Source organism: Neorhizobium tomejilense (assembly GCF_964254135.1).
Classification (GTDB): domain Bacteria; phylum Pseudomonadota; class Alphaproteobacteria; order Rhizobiales; family Rhizobiaceae; genus Neorhizobium; species Neorhizobium tomejilense.
The window spans coordinates 1041809-1061162 of record NZ_CAXUSO020000001.1 but is presented as its reverse complement, the minus strand read 5'-3'; the positions used below and the strand labels follow the sequence as shown (position 1 = coordinate 1061162).

The window sequence follows — 19354 nt, the reverse complement described above, 5'->3', positions numbered from 1 at the left end:
TCAAAGCAAAACCAACGCAACAGATAAGGATGACGGAGGAAGGGGCGGAGCACACCACCCAGAGGCGTCATCCTCGGGCTCGACCCGAGAATCCATCCGCACAGATGTCCGCCTTCTTCACATCTCGACGACCTTGCCGCCCTCGATCGTCACGCGGCGGTCCATGCGGCTGGCGAGGTCGTGGTTGTGGGTGGCGATCAGGGCCGCGAGGCCCGACTGGCGCACCAGGGCTTCCAGCGCATCGAAGACATAGAATGCGGTCTTCGGGTCGAGATTGCCGGTCGGTTCGTCGGCAAGAAGCACGCGCGGGGCGTTGGCGACCGCACGGGCGATCGCCACGCGCTGCTGCTCGCCGCCGGACAGTTCGGAGGGGCGGTGCTCGGCGCGGTGGCCGATGCGCATATAGTCCAAAAGCTGGCTTGCCCGCTCCTTCGCCTCGGCCTTGGAGAGGCCGGCGATCAGCTGCGGCATCATGATGTTCTCGACCGCGGAAAACTCCGGCAGAAGATGGTGGAACTGGTAGACGAAACCGATCTGGTTGCGGCGCATCGCAGTGCGCTCCGCATCGGGAAGTCCGTTGCAGGCACGCCCGGCGAGAAAGACCTCGCCGGCATCGGGATGTTCGAGCAATCCGGCGAGATGCAGAAGCGTCGACTTGCCGGTGCCCGACGGGGCGACTAGCGCGACGATCTCGCCGGTCTTCAGGTCGAAATCAGCCCCCTTCAGGATCGAAAGCGTGGTCTCGCCCTGGCCATAGTGACGTTCGACGCCCGAGAGCTGCAAGACGGTTTTGGGTGCCATGAAGGATGTGGGTCCTATTCGTATCGAAGGGCCTGGACAGGATCGAGCCGGGAGGCCCGCCATGCCGGAAGGATGGTGGCGATGAAGGAGAGGACGAGCGCCATCATGACCACCGAGAAGGTTTCGCCAAAGCTCATCTCCGCCGGCAGCTGGCTGAGGAAATAGAGTTGCGGATCGAAGAGGATGGTGCCCGAGATCCAGGAGAAGAACTGGCGGATCGATTCGACGTTGAGACAGACAACCACGCCGAGCAGCACGCCTGCGAACGTTCCGACGAGGCCGATCGCCGCCCCGGTCATGAAGAAGATGCGCATGATGGCGCCGGCGCCCGCACCCATGGTGCGCAGGATGGCGATATCGCTGCCCTTGTCCTTCACCAGCATGATCAGGCCGGAGATGATATTGAGCGCCGCCACCAGCACGATCAGGGTCAGAATCATGAACATGACGTTGCGCTCCACCTGAAGCGCGGAGAAGAAGGTCTGGTTGCGCTGCCGCCAGTCGGTGATGAAGATCTGGCGGCCGGCCGCGGCCTCGATCTTCGGGCGCAGTTCGTCGACATTGTCGGGATTGTCGATGAACAGCTCGATCGACTGAACGATGCCGTCGGCATTGAAATAGAGCTGCGATTCCTCGAGCGGCATATAGATGATCGTCGCGTCGTATTCCGACATGCCGATTTCGAAAATGCCGGAGACCGGATAGGATTTGACGCGCGGATTGACGCCCATCGGCGTCACGTCGCCTTCCGGCGAGATCAGCGTGATCTGGTCGCCGGCGGAGAGGCCGAGCTGGGCTGCGAGCCTGGAGCCGACCAGAACCCCCTGCCCCGAGGCAAAACCGACCATATCGCCCGACTTGACGTTGCCGGCGACTTCCGACAGCTTTTCGAGATCTTCCGGGCGGACACCGCGCACCAGCGCGCCGGAACCTGCACCGCCGCGGCCCGATGCCAGTGTCTGGCCCTCGACCAGCGGCAGCGCCATCCTGACCCCCGGGACGGCCGCAAATTTCTGGGTGAGCTCAGCGTAGTCGGTGAGCGGCCCGTCGATCGGCTGGACGATCATGTGGCCGTTGATGCCGAGAATGCGCGAGATCAGCTCGGTGCGGAAACCGTTCATGACGGCCATGACAATGATCAGCGTCGCGACGCCGAGCATGATGCCGATAAAGGAAAAACCGGCGATGACCGAGATGAAGGCCTCGCGGCGGCGCGAGCGCAGGTAACGCCAGGCGACCATCCGCTCGAAAGCCGAGAAAGGACCGGCCGCAGGCGAACCACCCGCCTTTACCGCTTCACCATTCGCCGCGACACTCGCCATGCCATTTCCTCAACCTGCCGAAGGCGGGAAATCCGCCGTGATACGCCTGCCGGCTTTATCGGCCGGCGAGCCTGTTCATGGCCGCTTCGACGGTCAGCGTTTCGCGCTCGCCGGTCTTGCGGTCCTTGACCTCCACTTCGCCTGACGCGGCGGAGCGGGGCCCGACAATCACCTGGACCGGCACGCCGATTAGGTCGGCGGTCGCGAACTTGGTGCCGGCGCGCTCGTCCGTATCGTCGTAGAGCACGTCCTTGCCGACCGTCGCGAGGCCGCCGTAAAGCGTTTCGCAGATTCGGTCGCAGGCTTCGTCGCCGGGCTTCATGTTGATGACCACGACGTCGAACGGCGCGACCGATGCCGGCCAGATGATTCCGTTGTCGTCATGCGATGCTTCGATGATGGCGGGAACAAGGCGTGTCGGGCCGATGCCGTAGGAACCCATGTGGACAGGGTGTTCCTTGCCGTCCGGGCCCTGCACCCTGGCGCCCATCGGGTCGGAATATTTGGTGCCGAAATAGAAGATATGGCCGACCTCGATGCCGCGGGCGGACAGCCGGTCGGTCTCAGGGATGGCGTTGAAGGCCTCCTCGTCGTGCATTTCCGAGGTCGCGGCATAGACGGACGTCCACTTGTCGAAGACCGCCTGCATGGCCTCGACGTCATCGAAATTGGTGTCCGTGCTGGGGATGTCGAAGTTGACGAAATCCTTGTGGGAGAACACTTCCGACTCGCCCGTCTCGGCCAGGATGATGAATTCGTGGGACAGGTTGCCGCCGATCGGGCCGGTGTCGGCGCGCATCGGGATCGCCCTGAGGCCGAGCCTAGAGAAGGTGCGCAGATAGGCGGTGAACATCTTGCGATAGGAATGCTCGGCGGCTTCCTTGGTCAGATCGAAGGAATAGGCGTCCTTCATCAGGAACTCGCGCGAGCGCATGGTGCCGAAGCGCGGACGGATCTCGTCACGGAACTTCAGCTGGATGTGATAGAGGTTGAGCGGCAGGTTCTTGTAGGATTTGACGTAGGACCGGAAGATGTCCGTGATCATTTCCTCATTGGTGGGGCCGTAGAGCATCGGCCGCTCCTGGCGGTCCTTGATGCGCAGCATTTCCTTGCCATAGGCGTCGTAACGGCCGCTTTCCTGCCAGAGTTCGGCGGACTGCAGCGTCGGCATCAGCACCTCGATGGCGCCGGCACGGTTCTGCTCCTCGCGGATGATGGCGTTGACCTTGTCGAGCACCCGCTTGCCGAGCGGCAGCCAGGAATAGATGCCCTGGCTCTGCTGGCGGATCATGCCGGCACGCAGCATCAGCCGATGGGACGCGATTTCCGCTTCCTTGGGGTTTTCCTTCAGGATGGGCATAAAATAGCGGGACAGGCGCATCGCGATTTCCGAGGTTGTCAGGCCTATCCCCAGCAGGCGAGGAATCGGCCATTTTCTTCAACAATATTGGGAGGGTACATAGCCGTTCCTCAGGCCCAAGGGAACCCGCCCCAGCATGAATCGCATGTTGTTCACGAATCTGCGCCGGCACTTCCAGACCTGCCAAAAGCGGAGATTTCGTGGCAAGTGTGCGACATTTTTGTCAACCGAAAAATTTTATCGAAGTGTAGCAAAAATACAAAAAAAGCGGATGACAAAGCACATCCTTTGGGCTAGGTTCAGCTCACAAAAGAGGCAAGGAGTTCAAATTCTTGCCATTTCGCGGTCAAGTCTTGGGAGGATCAGATCTTAGGCGCGCTTGTCGCAGCCCCGGTAACGGTTAAGGATCACGCGACACTAGAAACAAGGCTTAACCGCCTTGTTTTTTTTTGCTTTTTCGCCAGTCTGGACGGCCACGCGGGTGCCTTCGCCGCCGCTCCTATGCCTGCAAATCATGACAAGGAAATGACAGGCTCCCGATGATCCTGCCTTATTCGTGCGCTTCAGTCGAAGGTCGGCACGATGACGGGAATATCGGCAATGCCGACGCCGAAATAGGCGGATGCAACATAGTATCCCAAATAGAGCAGCGTCGAGATCACGGTCGTCAAGAGGATGACGCGGCCGCCGCGAAACCGGGCCGGGGCGCTTTCCACAGTACCGTTGGTCACATCGCCGTCTTCCTGCTGGCTGCGATAGCCGAGTGGAAGGACGATGAAGAGCACGGTCCACCAGATGATGAAGTAGATGGCGGCGACCGTCAAAAGCGGCATGGTCTCAACTCGATTCCGGTTCGAAGAATTGGCGCCTTATAGGCCTAAAGGCCCACAAGCTCAAATCTGCATCGCCTGACGTGATGTCACAGTTGCGGGACTCAGACCTGTTCGAGCTCGACCAGGGTGCCGTTGAAGTCCTTCGGATGCAGGAAAAGCACAGGTTTTCCATGGGCTCCGGTCTTTGGATTGCCGTCTCCGAGGACCCGCGCACCGGACGCCTTCAGCTTGTCGCGGACGGCGATGATATCGTCCACCTCGTAGCAGATATGGTGCATGCCGCCGGACGGGTTCTTCTCGATGAAGGCCGCAATCGGCGAATCGGGCCCGAGCGGCTCGAGCAGTTCCACCTTGGTGTTGGGGAGCTCGACGAAGACCACGGTGACGCCATGCTCGGGCAAGGCCTGGGCCTGGGAGACGCGGGCGCCGAGCGTATCGCGATAGGTCGTGGTCGCGACGCCAAGGTCCGGCACGGCGATGGCGATGTGATTGACGCGTCCGAGCATGTCTGTCCTCCTTCGGGAACTGCATCCATTCCCGTCCCCTCACCTGAAAAATCTAGCACTTAGCCTTCCGGCTAAGATGCTGATTTTTCTTCCTCCCCCGCCATGGGGGAGGTAGGACTGCGGCGCCGCGGCACTCTTATCTCTCCCCTTGTGGGAGAGATAGCGATTTCAACATCTTAGCCAAAGGCTAAGTGTTAGAAATCGCAAATGAGGGGCAAACAACCCGTCCCCTCAGAGACGAGTAACGAACACCGTCACGATCGGCTTCTTGCCCCAGGCCTCGTTGGCGGTCGAGCGGACGGCGCGGCGGATGGCCTCGCGGACCATGTCGAGATCCTTGCGACGGGCGCGCGGAATGCTTTCGACGGCGCCGAGCACGGCGTCGTAGAGCGTATCCTCCATGTCCTCGCCCTCGTCGTCGAATTCCGGCAGGCCGAAGGCGATGAGATCGGGATCGGTCACGAAGTCATAGCGGGCGTCGAGCAGGACGTTGACGGAGACATGGCCGACGAAGGAGAGCTTGCGGCGGTCGCCGATGCCCATTTCCTCGAAGTCGCCGATCAGCTTGCCGTCCTTGAAGATACGCCCATGCGGCGCATCGCCGATCACCTCGGCTGGGCCGGGCGCCAGACGCAGGATATCGCCGTTCCTGACGCGCGGAATGCTGCTGATGCCGACGGATGCGCCGAGTTCGGCCTGGGCCGTCAGATGCGCGGCCTCGCCGTGGACGGGCACGAGGATCTGCGGGCGGGTCCACTCATACATCTGCACCAGTTCGCTGCGGCGCGGGTGGCCGGAGACGTGGACGAGCGCATCGCTGTCGGTGACGATCTTGATCCCCTGCTCGATCAGGCCGTTCTTGATCTCGATGATCGCCTTCTCGTTGCCGGGAATTGTGCGGGAGGAAAACACCACCGTGTCGCCTGAGGTCAGCGCCACGTGGCGCATCTCGTCGCGGGCGATCTTGGCGAGTGCCGCGCGCGGTTCGCCCTGGCTGCCGGTCAGGATCACCACGATCTTGTCGCGCGGGATATAGCCGTATTCGTCCTCGGCAATGAAAGGCTTCAGGCCCTCCATGATGCCGATATCGCGGGCGACGCCGACGACGCGTTTCAGCGAAGAGCCGAGCAGCAGGACCTCGCGGCCGGCAGCGTCCGCTGCCTGGGCGATCGAGCGGATGCGGCCGACATTCGAGGAGAAGGTGGTGATCGCCACCCTACCCTCGGCGGCCTCGATGATCTTGCGCAGGCCTTCGGAGACTTCCTCCTCGGAGGGCGAAACGCCCTCGCGCATGGAGTTGGTACTGTCGCACATCAGCGCCAGCACGCCTTCGTCGCCAATCTTGCGGAAGCGAGCCTCGTCGGTAAACGGCCCGAGCGACGGCGCGTGGTCGATCTTCCAGTCGCCCGTATGGACAACGTTGCCGAGCGGGGTGCGGATGACCAGCGACATCGGCTCGGGGATCGAATGGTTGACGCCGACCGCCTCGACCTCGAACGGGCCGATATTGATGCGGTCGCCTGCCTTGAAGATCGTCACCGGGATTTCGGCGCGCGAACCTTCGTAATTGCGCTTGGCCTCCAGCATACCGGCGGTGAACGGCGACGCGTAGACGGGCACATTGAGACCCGGCCAGAGGTCGTTCATGGCGCCGTAATGGTCCTCATGCGCGTGGGTGATGATCATCGCCTTGAGATGGCTGCGCTGGCTGGCGAGGAAGCGGATATCCGGCAGCACGAGATCGACGCCCGGCAGGTCCGGCCCCGGGAAGGTCACGCCGCAATCGACCATGATCCACTGGCGCTTCTCCGGCGTTCCATAGCCGTAGAGGGCGAGGTTCATGCCGATCTCGCCGACGCCGCCAAGCGGCAGAAACACCAGTTCTTCTTGGTTTGCCATTTTGTTTGTCTATTCCATTCCTTGAAAAAATACATCACCGGCGGCGATCGACGTTAGCGCGCCCAGTCCGGTGTCGAGCAGCAAAAATCCTTTGTCATCGATACCTGCGAATGTACCAACAAGCGAGCGGTCCGGCAGGTTCACGGTGATTTTTTCGCCGATGCCGCAGGCGACCTCGCGCCAGCGCCGGCTGATTTCCGGCGTGCCCCGGCCCTCATCCCAGGTTTCCAGAACCTGCGCCATCTCCCTGAAAAGATGCGCGAAAAGCTCCTCCGGCGAGACGTTTGCGCCGTGGTCGGCAAGCCGCGTGACCGCGTAGGCTGCACTATCGGGCATGTGGCGGATATTGATGCCGATACCGATGACGAGCGCGCGGCGGCCATCCGACAGCCCCTCGCCCTCCAGAAGGATGCCACAGGTCTTCTTGCGGCCGATCAGGATATCGTTCGGCCATTTGACGTCGAGCGGCTCGCCGCCCGGCGGCAGAACCGACCTGACTGCGGCATGGACCGCGACCGCGACCGCGAGCGGCAGCGAGCCGATCCTCTCCGGTGGCGCAGGATCGATCAGCAGCAGCGAAGCATAGAGATTGCCCGGTTCCGATGTCCAGGCCCGGCCACGGCGGCCGCGGCCGGCGAGCTGCCGCGTTGCGGTCAGCCACAACAAACCGGAATCGCCCGCGCGAGCGCGGGCGAGACATTCGCTATTGGTGGATCCGACCTCGTCGAGCGCCTCGTGACGGAACGCATCGAGCGAGAAACGGCCCCTTGCTCCCGGCATTCTCAGAAGAAGGACTTCGCGGCAGCACTTGCCGCCGTGCCGATCGGCCCGCCGATCAGCACATAGGCCACGACGAAGAGGCCGGAGAGACCGAAGACCAGGCGCAATTCGCCGGAGATGCGGGCGAATTCGCCCTTGGCTTCATCGAACCACATCAGCTTGACGATGCGCAGGTAATAATAGGCGCCGACGACCGAGGAGAGCACGCCGATGACGGCCAGCGCATAGAGCTTGGCTTCGATTGCCGCGACGAACACGAAGTATTTTGCGAAGAAGCCTGCGAGCGGCGGAATGCCGGCCATCGAGAACATCAGCGCGGTCAGCACCACCGCCATGAACGGCTTGGTGGACGAGAGGCCGGCGAGATCGTCGACATTCTCGACATTGCCGCCTTCCTTGCGGCGCATCGCCATGATGCAGGCGAAGGTGCCCAGCGTCATGACCATATAAATGGTCATGTAGAGGACGACGCCCGAGACGCCCGTCTCGGAGCCGGCGGCAAGGCCGACCAGCGCGTAGCCCATGTGGCCGATCGAGGAATAGGCCATCAGTCGCTTGATGTTGCGCTGGCCGATCGCGGCAAACGAGCCGAGCAGCATGGAGGCGATCGACACGAAGACGATGATCTGGCGCCAATCGGCAACGAGCGGCAGGAAGGCGTCGGACACGATGCGAACCAGGATCGCCATGGCGGCGACCTTCGGGCCGGCCGCGAAAAAGGCGGTGACCGGGGTCGGCGCGCCTTCATAGACGTCCGGCGTCCACATGTGGAACGGCACGGCGGAAATCTTGAAGCAGGCGCCGGCGAGCACGAAGACCATGCCGAAGATGAGGCCCAGGCCGCGGGTTTCGGCGGAAAGAACCTTGGCGATGCCTTCAAAGCCGGTATTGCCGGTGAAGCCGTAGACCAGCGACATACCGTAAAGCATCATGCCGGAGGAGAGCGCACCGAGGACGAAATATTTGAGGCCGGCTTCGGTCGAGCGAAGGCTGTCCCGGTTGAAGGCGGCGATGACGTAGAGCGCCAGCGACATCAGTTCGAGGGCGAGATAGAACGCGATCAGGTCGTTCGCCGAGATCAGCAGCAGCATGCCGAGCGTCGAGAGTACCAGAAGCACCGGGAACTCGAAACGGTTGAGCTGATCCGACTTCGCATGGCCGACGGACATGACCATGGCGGTGATCGAACCGATGAGCGCCAGGACCTTCATGAAGCGGCTGAAGGCATCCAGCTTGAAGGCGCCGCCATAGGCAACGCCCTCGCCTGGCATGAAGATCAGCCAGAGGCCGGCGACCGCCAGCAGCGCTACCGCAAGCCCCGTCACCGTCGGCGCGGACTTGTCGCCGGAGAAGACGCCGATCATCAGAAGAGCGAGCGCGCCCACGGCCAGGATGATCTCCGGCATCGAGAGCTGCAGGCTTAGGGAGAGAATTTCAGCGGTCATGTCCAGTCGTGTCCCGTCTCAGTGCACGTTGAGTGCAAGGTCTTTCGCTGCTGCCAGGGCTGCGGAATAATTGTTCACCAGCAGATCTACCGATGCTGCCGTCGCATCGAAGATCGGCGCCGGATAGAAGCCGTAGAAGATGGTGATCGCGATCAGCGGATAGAGAATGAGCTTTTCGCGACCGGAAAGGTCGAGCAGGCCTTTGAGGCTTTCCTTCTCGAGTGCCCCGAAGATCACCCGGCGATAGAGCCAGAGCGCGTAGGAGGCCGAGAGGATGACGCCGGTGGCCGCAAACAGAGCCACCCAGGTGTTGACCCGGAAGACGCCGATGATCGTCAGGAATTCGCCGACGAAGCCGGACGTGCCCGGCAGGCCGACATTGGCCATGGTGAAGATCATGAAGGCGACGGCGTATTTCGGCATGTTGTTGACGAGACCACCATAAGCCGAGATCTCACGGGTGTGGAGACGGTCGTAGACAACTCCGACGCAGAGGAAGAGTGCGCCCGAGACGATGCCGTGCGACAGCATCTGGAAGATCGCGCCCTGCACGCCCTGCACGTTCGCGGCAAAGATGCCCATGGTCACGTAGCCCATGTGGGCGACCGACGAATAGGCGATCAGCTTCTTGATGTCGTCCTGCATCATCGCCACCAATGAGGTGTAGATGATGGCGATGACCGACAGCGAGAAGACCAGCGGCGCGAAATGTTCCGACGCGATCGGGAACATGGCGAGCGAGAAACGGATCATCCCGTAACCGCCGAGCTTCAGCATGACGCCGGCCAGGATCACCGAGCCAGCGGTTGGAGCCTGGACGTGCGCGTCCGGAAGCCAGGTGTGGACCGGCCACATCGGCATCTTCACCGAGAAGGCCGCAAAGCAGGCGAGCCAGAGCCAGGTCTGCATGCCGGCCGGGAAGCCGTATTTCAGGAGCGCGGTAATGTCTGTGGTGCCGGCCTGCCAGTACATGGCCATGATGGCGAGCATCATCAGCACCGAGCCGAGCAGCGTATAGAGGAAGAACTTGTAGGAGGCGTAGACGCGATCCTTGCCGCCCCACACGCCGATGATGACGAACATCGGGATGAGGGTTGCTTCGAAGAAGACGTAGAAGAGGACGACGTCGAGCGAAACGAAGACGCCGGTCATGACCACTTCCAGAAGCAGGAAGGCGATCATGTACTCCTTGAGGCGCTTCTCGATCGTATTCCAGCTGGCGAGCACGCAGAAGGGCATCAGGACGGTCGTCAGGATGACGAACAGCATGGAAATGCCGTCGACGCCGAGATGATAGGAAATGCCGCTGCCGAGCCAGTCATGCTTCTCGATCATCTGGAAGCCGGCATTCGAATTGTCGAAGCCGATCCAGATGAACAACGAGACGATGAAGGTGAAAACCGTCGTGAACAGCGAGACGTTGAGGATGTTGCGGCGCCCGAAGGGGCCGTCTTCCCGTGTCAGAAGCAGCAACAGTACGCCGACCAGCGGCAGAAAGGTGACCGTCGAGAGAATTGGCCAGTCGGTCATTAGATCGAGCTCCCGAGCATCATCCAGGTGACGAGGGCGGCGATGCCGATCAGCATCGCGAACGCATAGTGATAGAGGTAACCGGACTGCAGCTTGACCACCCGGTTGGTGACGTCGACCACGCGGGCGGCAACGCCGTTCGGGCCGTAGGTATCGATGACGCCGATGTCACCCTTCTTCCACAGGAACCGGCCGAGCGCCTTGGCGGAGCGGACGAAGAGGAAGTCGTAGAGTTCGTCGAAATACCACTTGTTGAGCAGGAACTCGTAGAGGACCTTCTGCGAAGCGGCGAGACGACGGGGCGTCGACGGCGACTTGATGTAGAAATACCAGGCCGTGACAAAACCGACCGCCATGGCGATGAAGGGGCTCCAGGCGACCAGCAGCGGCACGTGATGGAACTCTTCGAGTATCTTGTTTTCCGGAAGCGTGAACAGTGCGCCCTTCCAGAACTCGGCATATTCGTGGCCGAAGAAATAACCTTCGAACAGAACGCCGGCGAGAACCGCACCAGCGGCGAGGATATAGAGCGGCGCCAGCATCACCATCGGCGATTCGTGCACATGGTGCATGACGTCGGCGGAGGCGCGCGGCTTGCCGAAGAAGGTCATGAAAGCGAGACGCCAGGAATAGAAGCTGGTGAACAGCGCGGCGATGACCAGAAGCGTGAAGGCGAAGCCCGCCGCCGCCGAATGGGACGAGTAGGCGCTTTCGATGATCACGTCCTTGGAGAAGAAGCCGGCGAAACCGAACATGGTTCCCGGAATGCCGACGCCGGTCAGCGCCAGCGTGCCGATCGTCATCATCCAGAAGGTGACCGGAATGTGCTTCCTGAGGCCGCCCATGTAGCGCATGTCCTGCTCGCCATCGACGGCATGGATGACCGAGCCGGCGCCAAGGAACAGCAGCGCCTTGAAGAAGGCGTGGGTGAAGAGGTGGAAGATCGCTGCGCCATAAGCGCCGAGGCCGAGCGCCACGAACATGTAGCCGAGTTGCGAGCAGGTCGAATAGGCGATGACACGCTTGATGTCGTTCTGGACGAGGCCGACGGTCGCCGCGAAGAAGGCGGTGATCGCGCCGATGATCGTGACGACCAGCAGAGCGCTGGGCGACAGTTCGAAGATCGGCGACATGCGGGCGACGAGGAAGACGCCGGCGGTGACCATGGTCGCGGCATGAATGAGCGCAGACACCGGGGTCGGGCCTTCCATGGCGTCCGGAAGCCAGGTGTGCAACAGGAACTGCGCCGACTTGCCCATCGCGCCCATGAACAGCAGCAGGCAGACGATGGTGATCGCACCGCTCTTGGTCAGTTCCATGCCGAAGATGTTGGCGATGACCTGCGACGCCTCCGGAGCGCCCGCAGCCGGCAGGTAAGTGGCGGCTGCGGCAAAGATCGTCTCGAAGCTGATCGAGCCGAACAGGACGAAGACGCCGGCAATGCCGAGAACGAACCCGAAGTCGCCGACGCGGTTGACGATGAAGGCCTTCATCGCGGCAGCCGAGGCCGACGGCTTCTTGTACCAGAAGCCGATGAGCAGGTAGGAGGCCAGACCGACGCCTTCCCAGCCGAAGAACATCTGGGCGAGGTTGTCGGCCGTAACCAGCATCAGCATCGCGAAGGTGAACAGCGACAGATAGGCGAAGAAGCGCGGCCGATGCGGGTCGTGGTGCATGTAGCCGATCGAATAGACGTGCACGAGCGTCGAGACGGTGTTGACGACGACGAACATGACCGCCGTCAGCGTGTCGACGCGGAAAGCCCATTCGACGTCGATGCCGCCGGACTGGATCCAGCGCATGACCGGAACCTTGATCACCTCGCCTGCTTCGCCATGGGCGAGCGCGACGTTGAAGAAGACGATCCAGGAGAGCACGGCCGCTATGATCATCAGGCCGCTGGTGACGTATTCGGACGCCTTTGCGCCGATCGAACGGCCGAACAGGCCGGCGATCAGGAAGCCGATCAGGGGAAGAAAGACGATTGCCTTGTAGATCATGACCCGATCAGCCCTTCATCATATTGACGTCTTCGACGGCGATCGAACCGCGGTTGCGGTAGAAGACGACGAGAATTGCAAGACCGATGGCCGCTTCGGCGGCCGCCACGGTCAGAATGAACAATGCGAAGACCTGGCCGACGATGTCGTTCAGGAAGGAGGAGAAGGCCACCATGTTGAGGTTGACCGAGAGCAGGATGAGTTCCACCGACATCAGGATGATGATGACGTTCTTGCGGTTCAGGAAGATGCCGAAAACGCCGAGCGTGAAGAGGATGGCGCTGACCGTGAGGTAATGGGAAAGTCCGATTTCCATGTCTTTATTCCTTTTTCCCGCCTCAGACGCCCTGGCCCGGCTTGACCTTGACCACTTCGACGGCTGTCGCCGGCGTGCGGGCCACCTGCTTGGAAACATCCTGTCGCTTGATATTGGTGCGGTGACGCAGGGTCAGCACGATCGCGCCGATCATCGCCACCAGAAGCACCAGACCGGCGATCTGGAAGAAGTAGACGTAGTTCGTATAAAGCACGTCGCCTAACGCCGCCGTGTTAGTGCGGCTGGCCGGGTTCGGGATCGGCATGGTGATCGCCTTGGCCGCTTCCGGCGTGAGCACGCTGCCGCCGATGACGACCACCAGTTCGGCCGCGACGATGAGGCCGACCAGCATGCCGATCGGCGCATATTGCAGCACGCCCGAGCGCAGTTCCGCAAAGTCGATATCGAGCATCATGACGACGAAAAGGAAGAGAACCGCAACCGCGCCTATATAGACGACCAGCAGGATCATCGCCAGGAATTCGGCGCCCGTCAGCAGGAAGAGACCGGCAGCGTTGAAGAAGACCAGGATGAGAAACAGCACCGAGTGCACCGGGTTCTTGGCCGAAATGACCATGAACGCCGACGCCACCGCGATGAACGCGAAGAGATAGAAGAATATTGCCTGCAGACCCATCGTGGTGCCTTTTCGTCCCTCACCGGGATCGGGGCGAATGCCCCCTACCCGTCGAAACCCGGCCTTGTGATAGGCGCCGGGTATTTCATCCAGATGTCACCGGTGCATTGCCCGCTGATGGGCGGCACCGGACAAATCACCCCGCCTTAGCGGTAGGGCGCATCGATTGCCATGTTGCGAGCGATTTCGCGCTCCCAGCGGTCGCCGTTTTCCAGGAGACGCGCCTTGTCGAAATAGAGTTCTTCGCGCGTCTCGGTCGAGAATTCGAAATTCGGGCCCTCGACGATCGCATCCACCGGGCAGGCTTCCTGGCAGAAGCCGCAATAGATGCACTTCACCATGTCGATATCGTAACGCACCGTGCGGCGGGTGCCGTCGTTGCGGCGGGGACCTGCCTCGATGGTGATCGCCTGGGCAGGACAGATCGCCTCGCAGAGCTTACAGGCGATGCAGCGTTCCTCGCCGTTCGGATAACGGCGCAACGCGTGTTCGCCACGGAAACGCGGCGAGACCGGGCCCTTTTCGAACGGGTAGTTGATCGTCGCCTTCTGCTTGAAGAAGTAGCGCATCGACAGGAAGAACGCGCCGACGAACTCCTTCAGGAACAGCGAATTCACGGCTTGGCCGAGACTTGCCATATTATTCTCCAATGATGCCGGAAGCCTGGACGGTCATGGTCACGCCCACCCAGCCAGCTTCAGCACGAATGCGGTAATGACGACCATGGCAAGCGATAGCGGCAGGAAGATCTTCCAGCCAAGACGCATGAGCTGGTCGTAGCGGTAACGCGGTACGAAGGCCTTGACCATGGCGAACATGAAGAAGACGAGCATCGACTTCAGCATGAACCAGACGATGCCCGGTACCCAGTTGAGGAGCCAGATATCGACCGGCGGCAGCCAGCCCCCAAGGAACAGGATAGTCGTCAACGCGCACATCAGGCATACGGCTGCGTATTCGCCGAGCATGAACATCATGTATGGTGAGGAGCCGTACTCGACCATGAAGCCGGCGACCAGTTCCGATTCCGCTTCGGGAAGATCGAAGGGCGGGCGGTTCGTTTCGGCGAGCGCCGAGATGAAAAACACCACGAACATCGGGAACAACGCCAGCCAGTGCCAATCGAGGAACGAGGCAGGCAGGCCCATCCTCGTGCCGAGACCGTCATGCTGGGCATTGACGATATCGGTCAGGTTCAGCGAGCCGACGCAGAGGAGCACGGTGACGATGACGAAACCGATCGAGACTTCGTAGGAGACCATCTGCGCCGCCGAACGGAGCGCGCCGAGGAACGGATATTTCGAGTTCGAAGCCCAGCCACCCATGATGATGCCGTAGACTTCGAGCGAGGAGATCGCAAAGATGTAGAGGATGCCGACATTGATGTTGGCAATGACCCATCCGTCCGCGAGCGGGACCACAGCCCAGGTCGACAGGGCCAGGAGCACGGCAACCAGCGGTGCGAGCAGGAAGACGGCCTTGTTGGCGCCAGCCGGAATGACCGGCTCCTTGAAGACGAACTTCAAAAGGTCGGCGAAGGACTGGAACAGGCCGAAGGGGCCGACGACGTTCGGGCCGCGGCGCAGCTGCACGGCCGCCCAGATCTTGCGGTCGGCAAGCAGAACATAGGCAATGAAGACGAGCAGGCAGACCAGCAGCAGAAGCGACTGCGCGACCATGACGATGCCCGGCCAGACGTAGATGGAAAAGAACGAGTCCATGTTCAAAATTACTCCGCCGCAGCCTGGAAATTGTTGCGGGCCAATGCCGAGCATTCAGCCATGACGGCAGACGCGCGAGCGATCGGGTTCGTCAAATAGAAGTCTTTGATCGGCGACGCAAACCCGGACTTCGTCATACCACCGGCTTTTTGGCCAAGTGCGGCAATTTCGTTCACCGAGCCCGCTGCAATCTCGTCGATAGCCGCGAAATGCGGGTAATCCGCATAGAGTTTCGCACGCAGGGCACTCAGCGAATCAAACGGCAGCTTGTTTCCGAGCACGTCGGAGAGCGCGCGGATAATCGCCCAGTCTTCGCGAGCCTCGCCGGGCGCGAAGCCGGCGCGGTTGCCCATCTGGACGCGGCCTTCGGTATTGACCCAGGTTCCCGACTTTTCGGTATAGGCCGCACCCGGCAGGATGACGTCGGCATTGTGCGCGCCGGCATCGCCATGGCTGCCGATATAGACGGTGAACTTGGCGCCCTTCTTCGAGAAGTCGAGCTCGTCTGCGCCGAGCAGGAAGAGGACGTCCATGCCGGCCAGCTGGGCGCTGGCATTGGCGCCCTTCGCACCCGGCACGAAGCCGAGGTCGAGGCCACCGACGCGGGCAGCGGCGGTATGCAGGACGGCAAAGCCGTTCCACTCGTCGGTCAGCGCGCCGACCGAGCCGGCAAGCTGGGCGGCCGAGCTAAGGATCGCCGCGCCGTCGGCACGGGAAAGAGCCCCCTGCCCTACGATGATCATCGGGTTCTTTGCAGCCCGCAGGTTGTCGGCGAAGCTGTTTGCGCCGGACGCGAGGTCGGTGAGCGTCTCGGCGCCTGCACCGAGATAATCGTAGACGTAACGCAGTTCGCTGACTTCGCCGATCACGCCGATCGGAAAGTTGCCGCGGCGGAAGCGCTTGCGGATGCGGGCGTTGAGGACTGCAGCCTCGAGGCGCGGATTGGCGCCGACCAGGAGCAGAGCGCCGGCCTGTTCGATGCCTTCGATGGTCGGGTTGAAGATGTAGCTTGCGCGGCCGAGCGACGGATCAAGCGCCGTCCCGTCCTGGCGACAGTCGAGGTTTTCCGATCCGAGCGACCGGATCAGTTCCTTCAGGGCGTACATTTCTTCCACCGACGCCAGATCGCCGGCGATCGCGCCGATCTTTGCAGCCGACGTTGCGGAAACGGCGGCCTTGATGGCGCCGAAGGCTTCGCCCCAGGAAGCGGCCTGAAGGCGGCCGTCCTTGCGGACATAAGGCCGGTCGAGGCGCTGGGTCTTCAGTCCGTCCCAGATGAAGCGGGTCTTGTCCGAGATCCACTCCTCGTTCACCTGCTCGTTAACGCGCGGCATGATGCGCATCACTTCGCGGCCGCGGGTGTCGACGCGGATCGCCGAGCCGACGGCGTCCATGACGTCGATCGATTCGGTCTTGCCGAGTTCCCACGGACGGGCGGTGAAGGCGAAGGGACGCGAGGTCAGCGCACCGACCGGGCAAAGGTCGATGACATTGCCCTGCAGTTCCGACGTCATGGCACTTTCGAGATAGGTGGTGATCTCGGCATCCTCGCCGCGGCCAATCAGGCCGAGTTCGGAAATGCCGCCGACTTCGGTGGTGAAGCGGACGCAGCGCGTGCAGTGAATGCAGCGGTTCATCACGGTCTTGACCAGCGGGCCGATATACTTGTCTTCGACGGCGCGCTTGTTTTCCGTGTAGCGGGAACTGTCGATGCCGAAGGCCATCGCCTGGTCCTGCAGGTCACATTCACCGCCCTGGTCGCAGATCGGGCAATCCAGCGGATGGTTGATCAGCAGGAATTCCATCACGCCTTCGCGGGCCTTCTTGACCATCGGCGTATTGGTGAAGATTTCCGGCAGCTCGCCGTTCGGGCCGCCGCGGACATCGCGCACGCCCATGGCGCAGGAGGCTGCCGGCTTCGGCGGCCCGCCCTTCACTTCGATCAAGCACATGCGGCAATTGCCGGCGACCGAAAGACGTTCGTGGAAACAAAAGCGCGGGACCTCGGCGCCGGCTTCCTCGCATGCCTGAAGCAGCGTGAAATGATCCGGAACTTCGACCTCTTTGCCGTCAACCTTCAGCTTAACCATCGTCTCACTTACGTCCTTAGTTCCATCCTTTGGGTCTCCTGGGGGTCAGGCGACTCGGGGACATATTCTTTTATTTCAACAGAGCTTTCGCCTGGCCGACCCAGTCGTCGCGGCTGATGCGTCCCTCGAAACCCAATTCCTTGTCGAAACGGGCGATATCGGCCTCGTTCCAGGCCGCGACCTGCGCAAGGCTCGTCACGCCCAGGCCGTTCAGCACTTCCGCCAGCTTCGGGCCGATGCCCGAAATCTGCTTGAGATCTCCGCCGCCGGCAGATGCCTTGGCCGTCTTCGCCTTCTCGGGTTTTACCGGGGCCGGCTGCCTGGCCGAAACCTTAGGAGCGGCCTTGGGCGCAGCCTTTGCCGGCGCAGCCTTGGCGGCCGGCTTCGTGACCGGTTCGGCAACGGGTGCCGCCTTGAGAACCGGAGCAGCTGCCTTGCGGGGCGCCTTCGGCTTGACGGCGACCGGCTTCGCCGTCGCTGCTGCGACGACCGGTTCTGCAACCGCCGGCGTTTCCGCAGGCGCTGGCGTTTCCGCAATCGGAGAGGCCTCAGCCGGATTTGGATCGGCGGCCTTCTGGCGGCTGCCCGCTTCCATCGCGCCCTGCAGCGCGCCGAAGAAGACGCCAGCCATCTGGGTGGCAATGCCGAAACCGATCGCGGTTGCGGCAGCCATGTTCGCCATCAGCGGGTTGAGCTTCATCGCCTCGGAAAAATCGGGCATGCGTGCTGGATCGAGCGCCGGACGATCCGCCGCCTCCCGTTCATGCTCTTTGCCCGACTTCGTCACGTGGCTACTCCGCAGCTTCCAGGACGGCGCCATGCGCCGTCGCGTTTCGGGTATACTGGTCGATACGTGCTTCGATTTCCGGACGGAAATGTCGGATCAGGCCCTGGACGGGCCAGGCCGCCGCGTCGCCGAGCGCGCAGATGGTGTGGCCTTCGATCTGTTTGGTCACCTGGAACAGCATGTCGATTTCGCGCTTCTGGGCATTGCCCTTGACCATGCGCTCCAGCACCCGCCACATCCAGCCGGTGCCTTCGCGGCACGGCGTGCACTGGCCGCAGCTCTCGTGCTTGAAGAAGGCAGAGATACGGGCGATCGCCTTGATGACGTCGGTGGACTTGTCCATGACGATGGCGCCGGCGGTGCCGAAGGAGGAGCCGACGGCGCGCAGGCCGTCGAAATCCATCTGGCAGTCCATGATGTCCTTGGCCGGCACGATCGGGCAGGATGCGCCGCCGGGGATGACCGCAAGCAGATTGTCCCAGCCGCCGCGGATGCCGCCGGCATGCTTGTCGACCAGCTCGCGGAAGGTGATGCCCATCACTTCTTCGACGGTGCACGGCTTGTTGACGTGGCCGGAGAGCATGAACAGCTTGGTGCCGACATTGTTCGGACGGCCCATGGACGAGAACCAGCCGGCGCCGCGGCGCAGGATGGTCGGAGCAACCGCGATCGATTCGACGTTGTTGACCGTAGTCGGGCAGCCGTAGAGGCCCATATTTGCCGGGAACGGGGGTTTAAGGCGCGGCTGGCCCTTCTTGCCTTCGAGGCTTTCGAGCAGCGCGGTCTCTTCGCCGCAGATATAGGCGCCGGCGCCGTGGTGGACGTAGATGTCGAAATCCCAGCCAAGCTTGTTGTTGCCACCGAGCAGGCCGAAATCATAGCACTCGTCGATCGCCGCCTGCAGCGCTTCGCGCTCGCGCATGTATTCGCCGCGTACATAGATATAGGCCGTGTTGGCGCCCATGGCGAAACCGGCGATGACGCAGCCTTCGATCAGCGTATGCGGATCGTGGCGCATGATTTCGCGGTCCTTGCAGGTGCCGGGCTCGGATTCGTCGGCATTGACCACGAGGTAATGCGGACGGCCATCCGATTCCTTCGGCATGAAGGACCATTTGAGACCGGTCGGGAAGCCTGCGCCGCCGCGGCCGCGAAGGCCGGAAGCCTTCATCTCGTTGATGATCCAGTCCCGGCCCTTCTCGATGATCTCCTTGGTGCCATCCCAATGGCCGCGGCTCATCGCGCCTTTCAGGGACTTGTCCTTGAGGCCGTAGATATTGGTAAAGATGCGATCCTGATCTTTCAACATGATCTATTCCACAAGTCC

Annotated in this window: 17 protein-coding genes; all 17 read right to left on the bottom strand. The window is 61.9% G+C overall.

All coding sequences use genetic code 11. The annotated features are described in order from the left end of the window. Nucleotides 1-117 precede the first annotated feature (117 nt). Nucleotides 118-801, bottom strand: coding sequence for an ABC transporter ATP-binding protein (locus tag ACSQ3G_RS05505; RefSeq protein ID WP_436109330.1), 684 nt, complete (start codon nucleotides 799-801; stop codon nucleotides 118-120). Nucleotides 802-815: 14 nt separating this feature from the next. Continuing rightward, nucleotides 816-2123: a lipoprotein-releasing ABC transporter permease subunit gene (locus ACSQ3G_RS05500; protein ID WP_105437402.1), complete on the bottom strand. Its 1308-nt coding sequence runs from the start codon at nucleotides 2121-2123 to the stop codon at nucleotides 816-818. A gap of 55 nt (nucleotides 2124-2178) precedes the next feature. Next, on the bottom strand, nucleotides 2179-3504 hold the full coding sequence (gene proS / locus ACSQ3G_RS05495; protein ID WP_105424864.1) for a proline--tRNA ligase: 1326 nt from the start codon (nucleotides 3502-3504) through the stop codon (nucleotides 2179-2181). 542 nt (nucleotides 3505-4046) lie between these two features. After that, a complete protein-coding gene (locus ACSQ3G_RS05490) occupies nucleotides 4047-4316 on the bottom strand; it encodes a DUF1467 family protein (RefSeq protein WP_436109329.1) in 270 nt (89 codons plus the stop codon). 101 nt (nucleotides 4317-4417) lie between these two features. Continuing rightward, on the bottom strand, nucleotides 4418-4822 hold the full coding sequence (mce, locus tag ACSQ3G_RS05485; protein WP_436109328.1) for a methylmalonyl-CoA epimerase: 405 nt from the start codon (nucleotides 4820-4822) through the stop codon (nucleotides 4418-4420). 231 nt (nucleotides 4823-5053) lie between these two features. Next, complete coding sequence (locus ACSQ3G_RS05480; RefSeq protein ID WP_436109327.1) at nucleotides 5054-6721, bottom strand: ribonuclease J; 1668 nt, start codon at nucleotides 6719-6721, stop codon at nucleotides 5054-5056. A gap of 9 nt (nucleotides 6722-6730) precedes the next feature. Then, nucleotides 6731-7501 carry a biotin--[acetyl-CoA-carboxylase] ligase gene (locus ACSQ3G_RS05475; protein ID WP_436109326.1) on the bottom strand — a complete coding sequence of 257 codons (771 nt, stop codon included), beginning with the start codon at nucleotides 7499-7501 and terminating at the stop codon, nucleotides 6731-6733. A gap of 2 nt (nucleotides 7502-7503) precedes the next feature. Continuing rightward, complete coding sequence (gene nuoN / locus ACSQ3G_RS05470) at nucleotides 7504-8946, bottom strand: NADH-quinone oxidoreductase subunit NuoN (RefSeq protein ID WP_436109325.1); 1443 nt, start codon at nucleotides 8944-8946, stop codon at nucleotides 7504-7506. A gap of 18 nt (nucleotides 8947-8964) precedes the next feature. After that, nucleotides 8965-10476: an NADH-quinone oxidoreductase subunit M gene (locus tag ACSQ3G_RS05465; RefSeq protein ID WP_436109324.1), complete on the bottom strand. Its 1512-nt coding sequence runs from the start codon at nucleotides 10474-10476 to the stop codon at nucleotides 8965-8967. Continuing rightward, nucleotides 10476-12476, bottom strand: a complete 2001-nt coding sequence (nuoL, locus tag ACSQ3G_RS05460) for an NADH-quinone oxidoreductase subunit L (protein ID WP_436109323.1) — start codon at nucleotides 12474-12476, stop codon at nucleotides 10476-10478. The genes ACSQ3G_RS05465 and nuoL overlap by 1 nt, the downstream gene beginning before the upstream one ends. Before the next feature lie 7 nt (nucleotides 12477-12483). Further along, complete coding sequence (gene nuoK, locus ACSQ3G_RS05455) at nucleotides 12484-12792, bottom strand: NADH-quinone oxidoreductase subunit NuoK (protein ID WP_007772674.1); 309 nt, start codon at nucleotides 12790-12792, stop codon at nucleotides 12484-12486. A gap of 22 nt (nucleotides 12793-12814) precedes the next feature. Beyond that, nucleotides 12815-13429, bottom strand: coding sequence for an NADH-quinone oxidoreductase subunit J (locus ACSQ3G_RS05450; RefSeq protein ID WP_046635483.1), 615 nt, complete (start codon nucleotides 13427-13429; stop codon nucleotides 12815-12817). A gap of 146 nt (nucleotides 13430-13575) precedes the next feature. Next, nucleotides 13576-14067 (bottom strand): NADH-quinone oxidoreductase subunit NuoI, encoded by a 492-nt coding sequence (nuoI, locus tag ACSQ3G_RS05445; RefSeq protein ID WP_037080524.1) that lies wholly within the window; start codon nucleotides 14065-14067, stop codon nucleotides 13576-13578. A gap of 39 nt (nucleotides 14068-14106) precedes the next feature. Continuing rightward, nucleotides 14107-15150, bottom strand: a complete 1044-nt coding sequence (nuoH, locus tag ACSQ3G_RS05440) for an NADH-quinone oxidoreductase subunit NuoH (protein WP_038593139.1) — start codon at nucleotides 15148-15150, stop codon at nucleotides 14107-14109. Between the two features lie 8 nt (nucleotides 15151-15158). Next, the gene (gene nuoG / locus ACSQ3G_RS05435; protein ID WP_436109322.1) at nucleotides 15159-17240 is read right to left on the bottom strand and encodes an NADH-quinone oxidoreductase subunit NuoG; all 2082 of its coding nucleotides are present in this window, start codon (nucleotides 17238-17240) and stop codon (nucleotides 15159-15161) included. 70 nt (nucleotides 17241-17310) lie between these two features. Then, the gene (locus ACSQ3G_RS05430; protein WP_436109321.1) at nucleotides 17311-18027 is read right to left on the bottom strand and encodes a helix-hairpin-helix domain-containing protein; all 717 of its coding nucleotides are present in this window, start codon (nucleotides 18025-18027) and stop codon (nucleotides 17311-17313) included. A 4-nt stretch (nucleotides 18028-18031) separates the two neighbouring features. Next, nucleotides 18032-19336, bottom strand: a complete 1305-nt coding sequence (gene nuoF / locus ACSQ3G_RS05425; protein ID WP_038541986.1) for an NADH-quinone oxidoreductase subunit NuoF — start codon at nucleotides 19334-19336, stop codon at nucleotides 18032-18034. Between the last annotated feature and the right edge of the window lie 18 nt (nucleotides 19337-19354).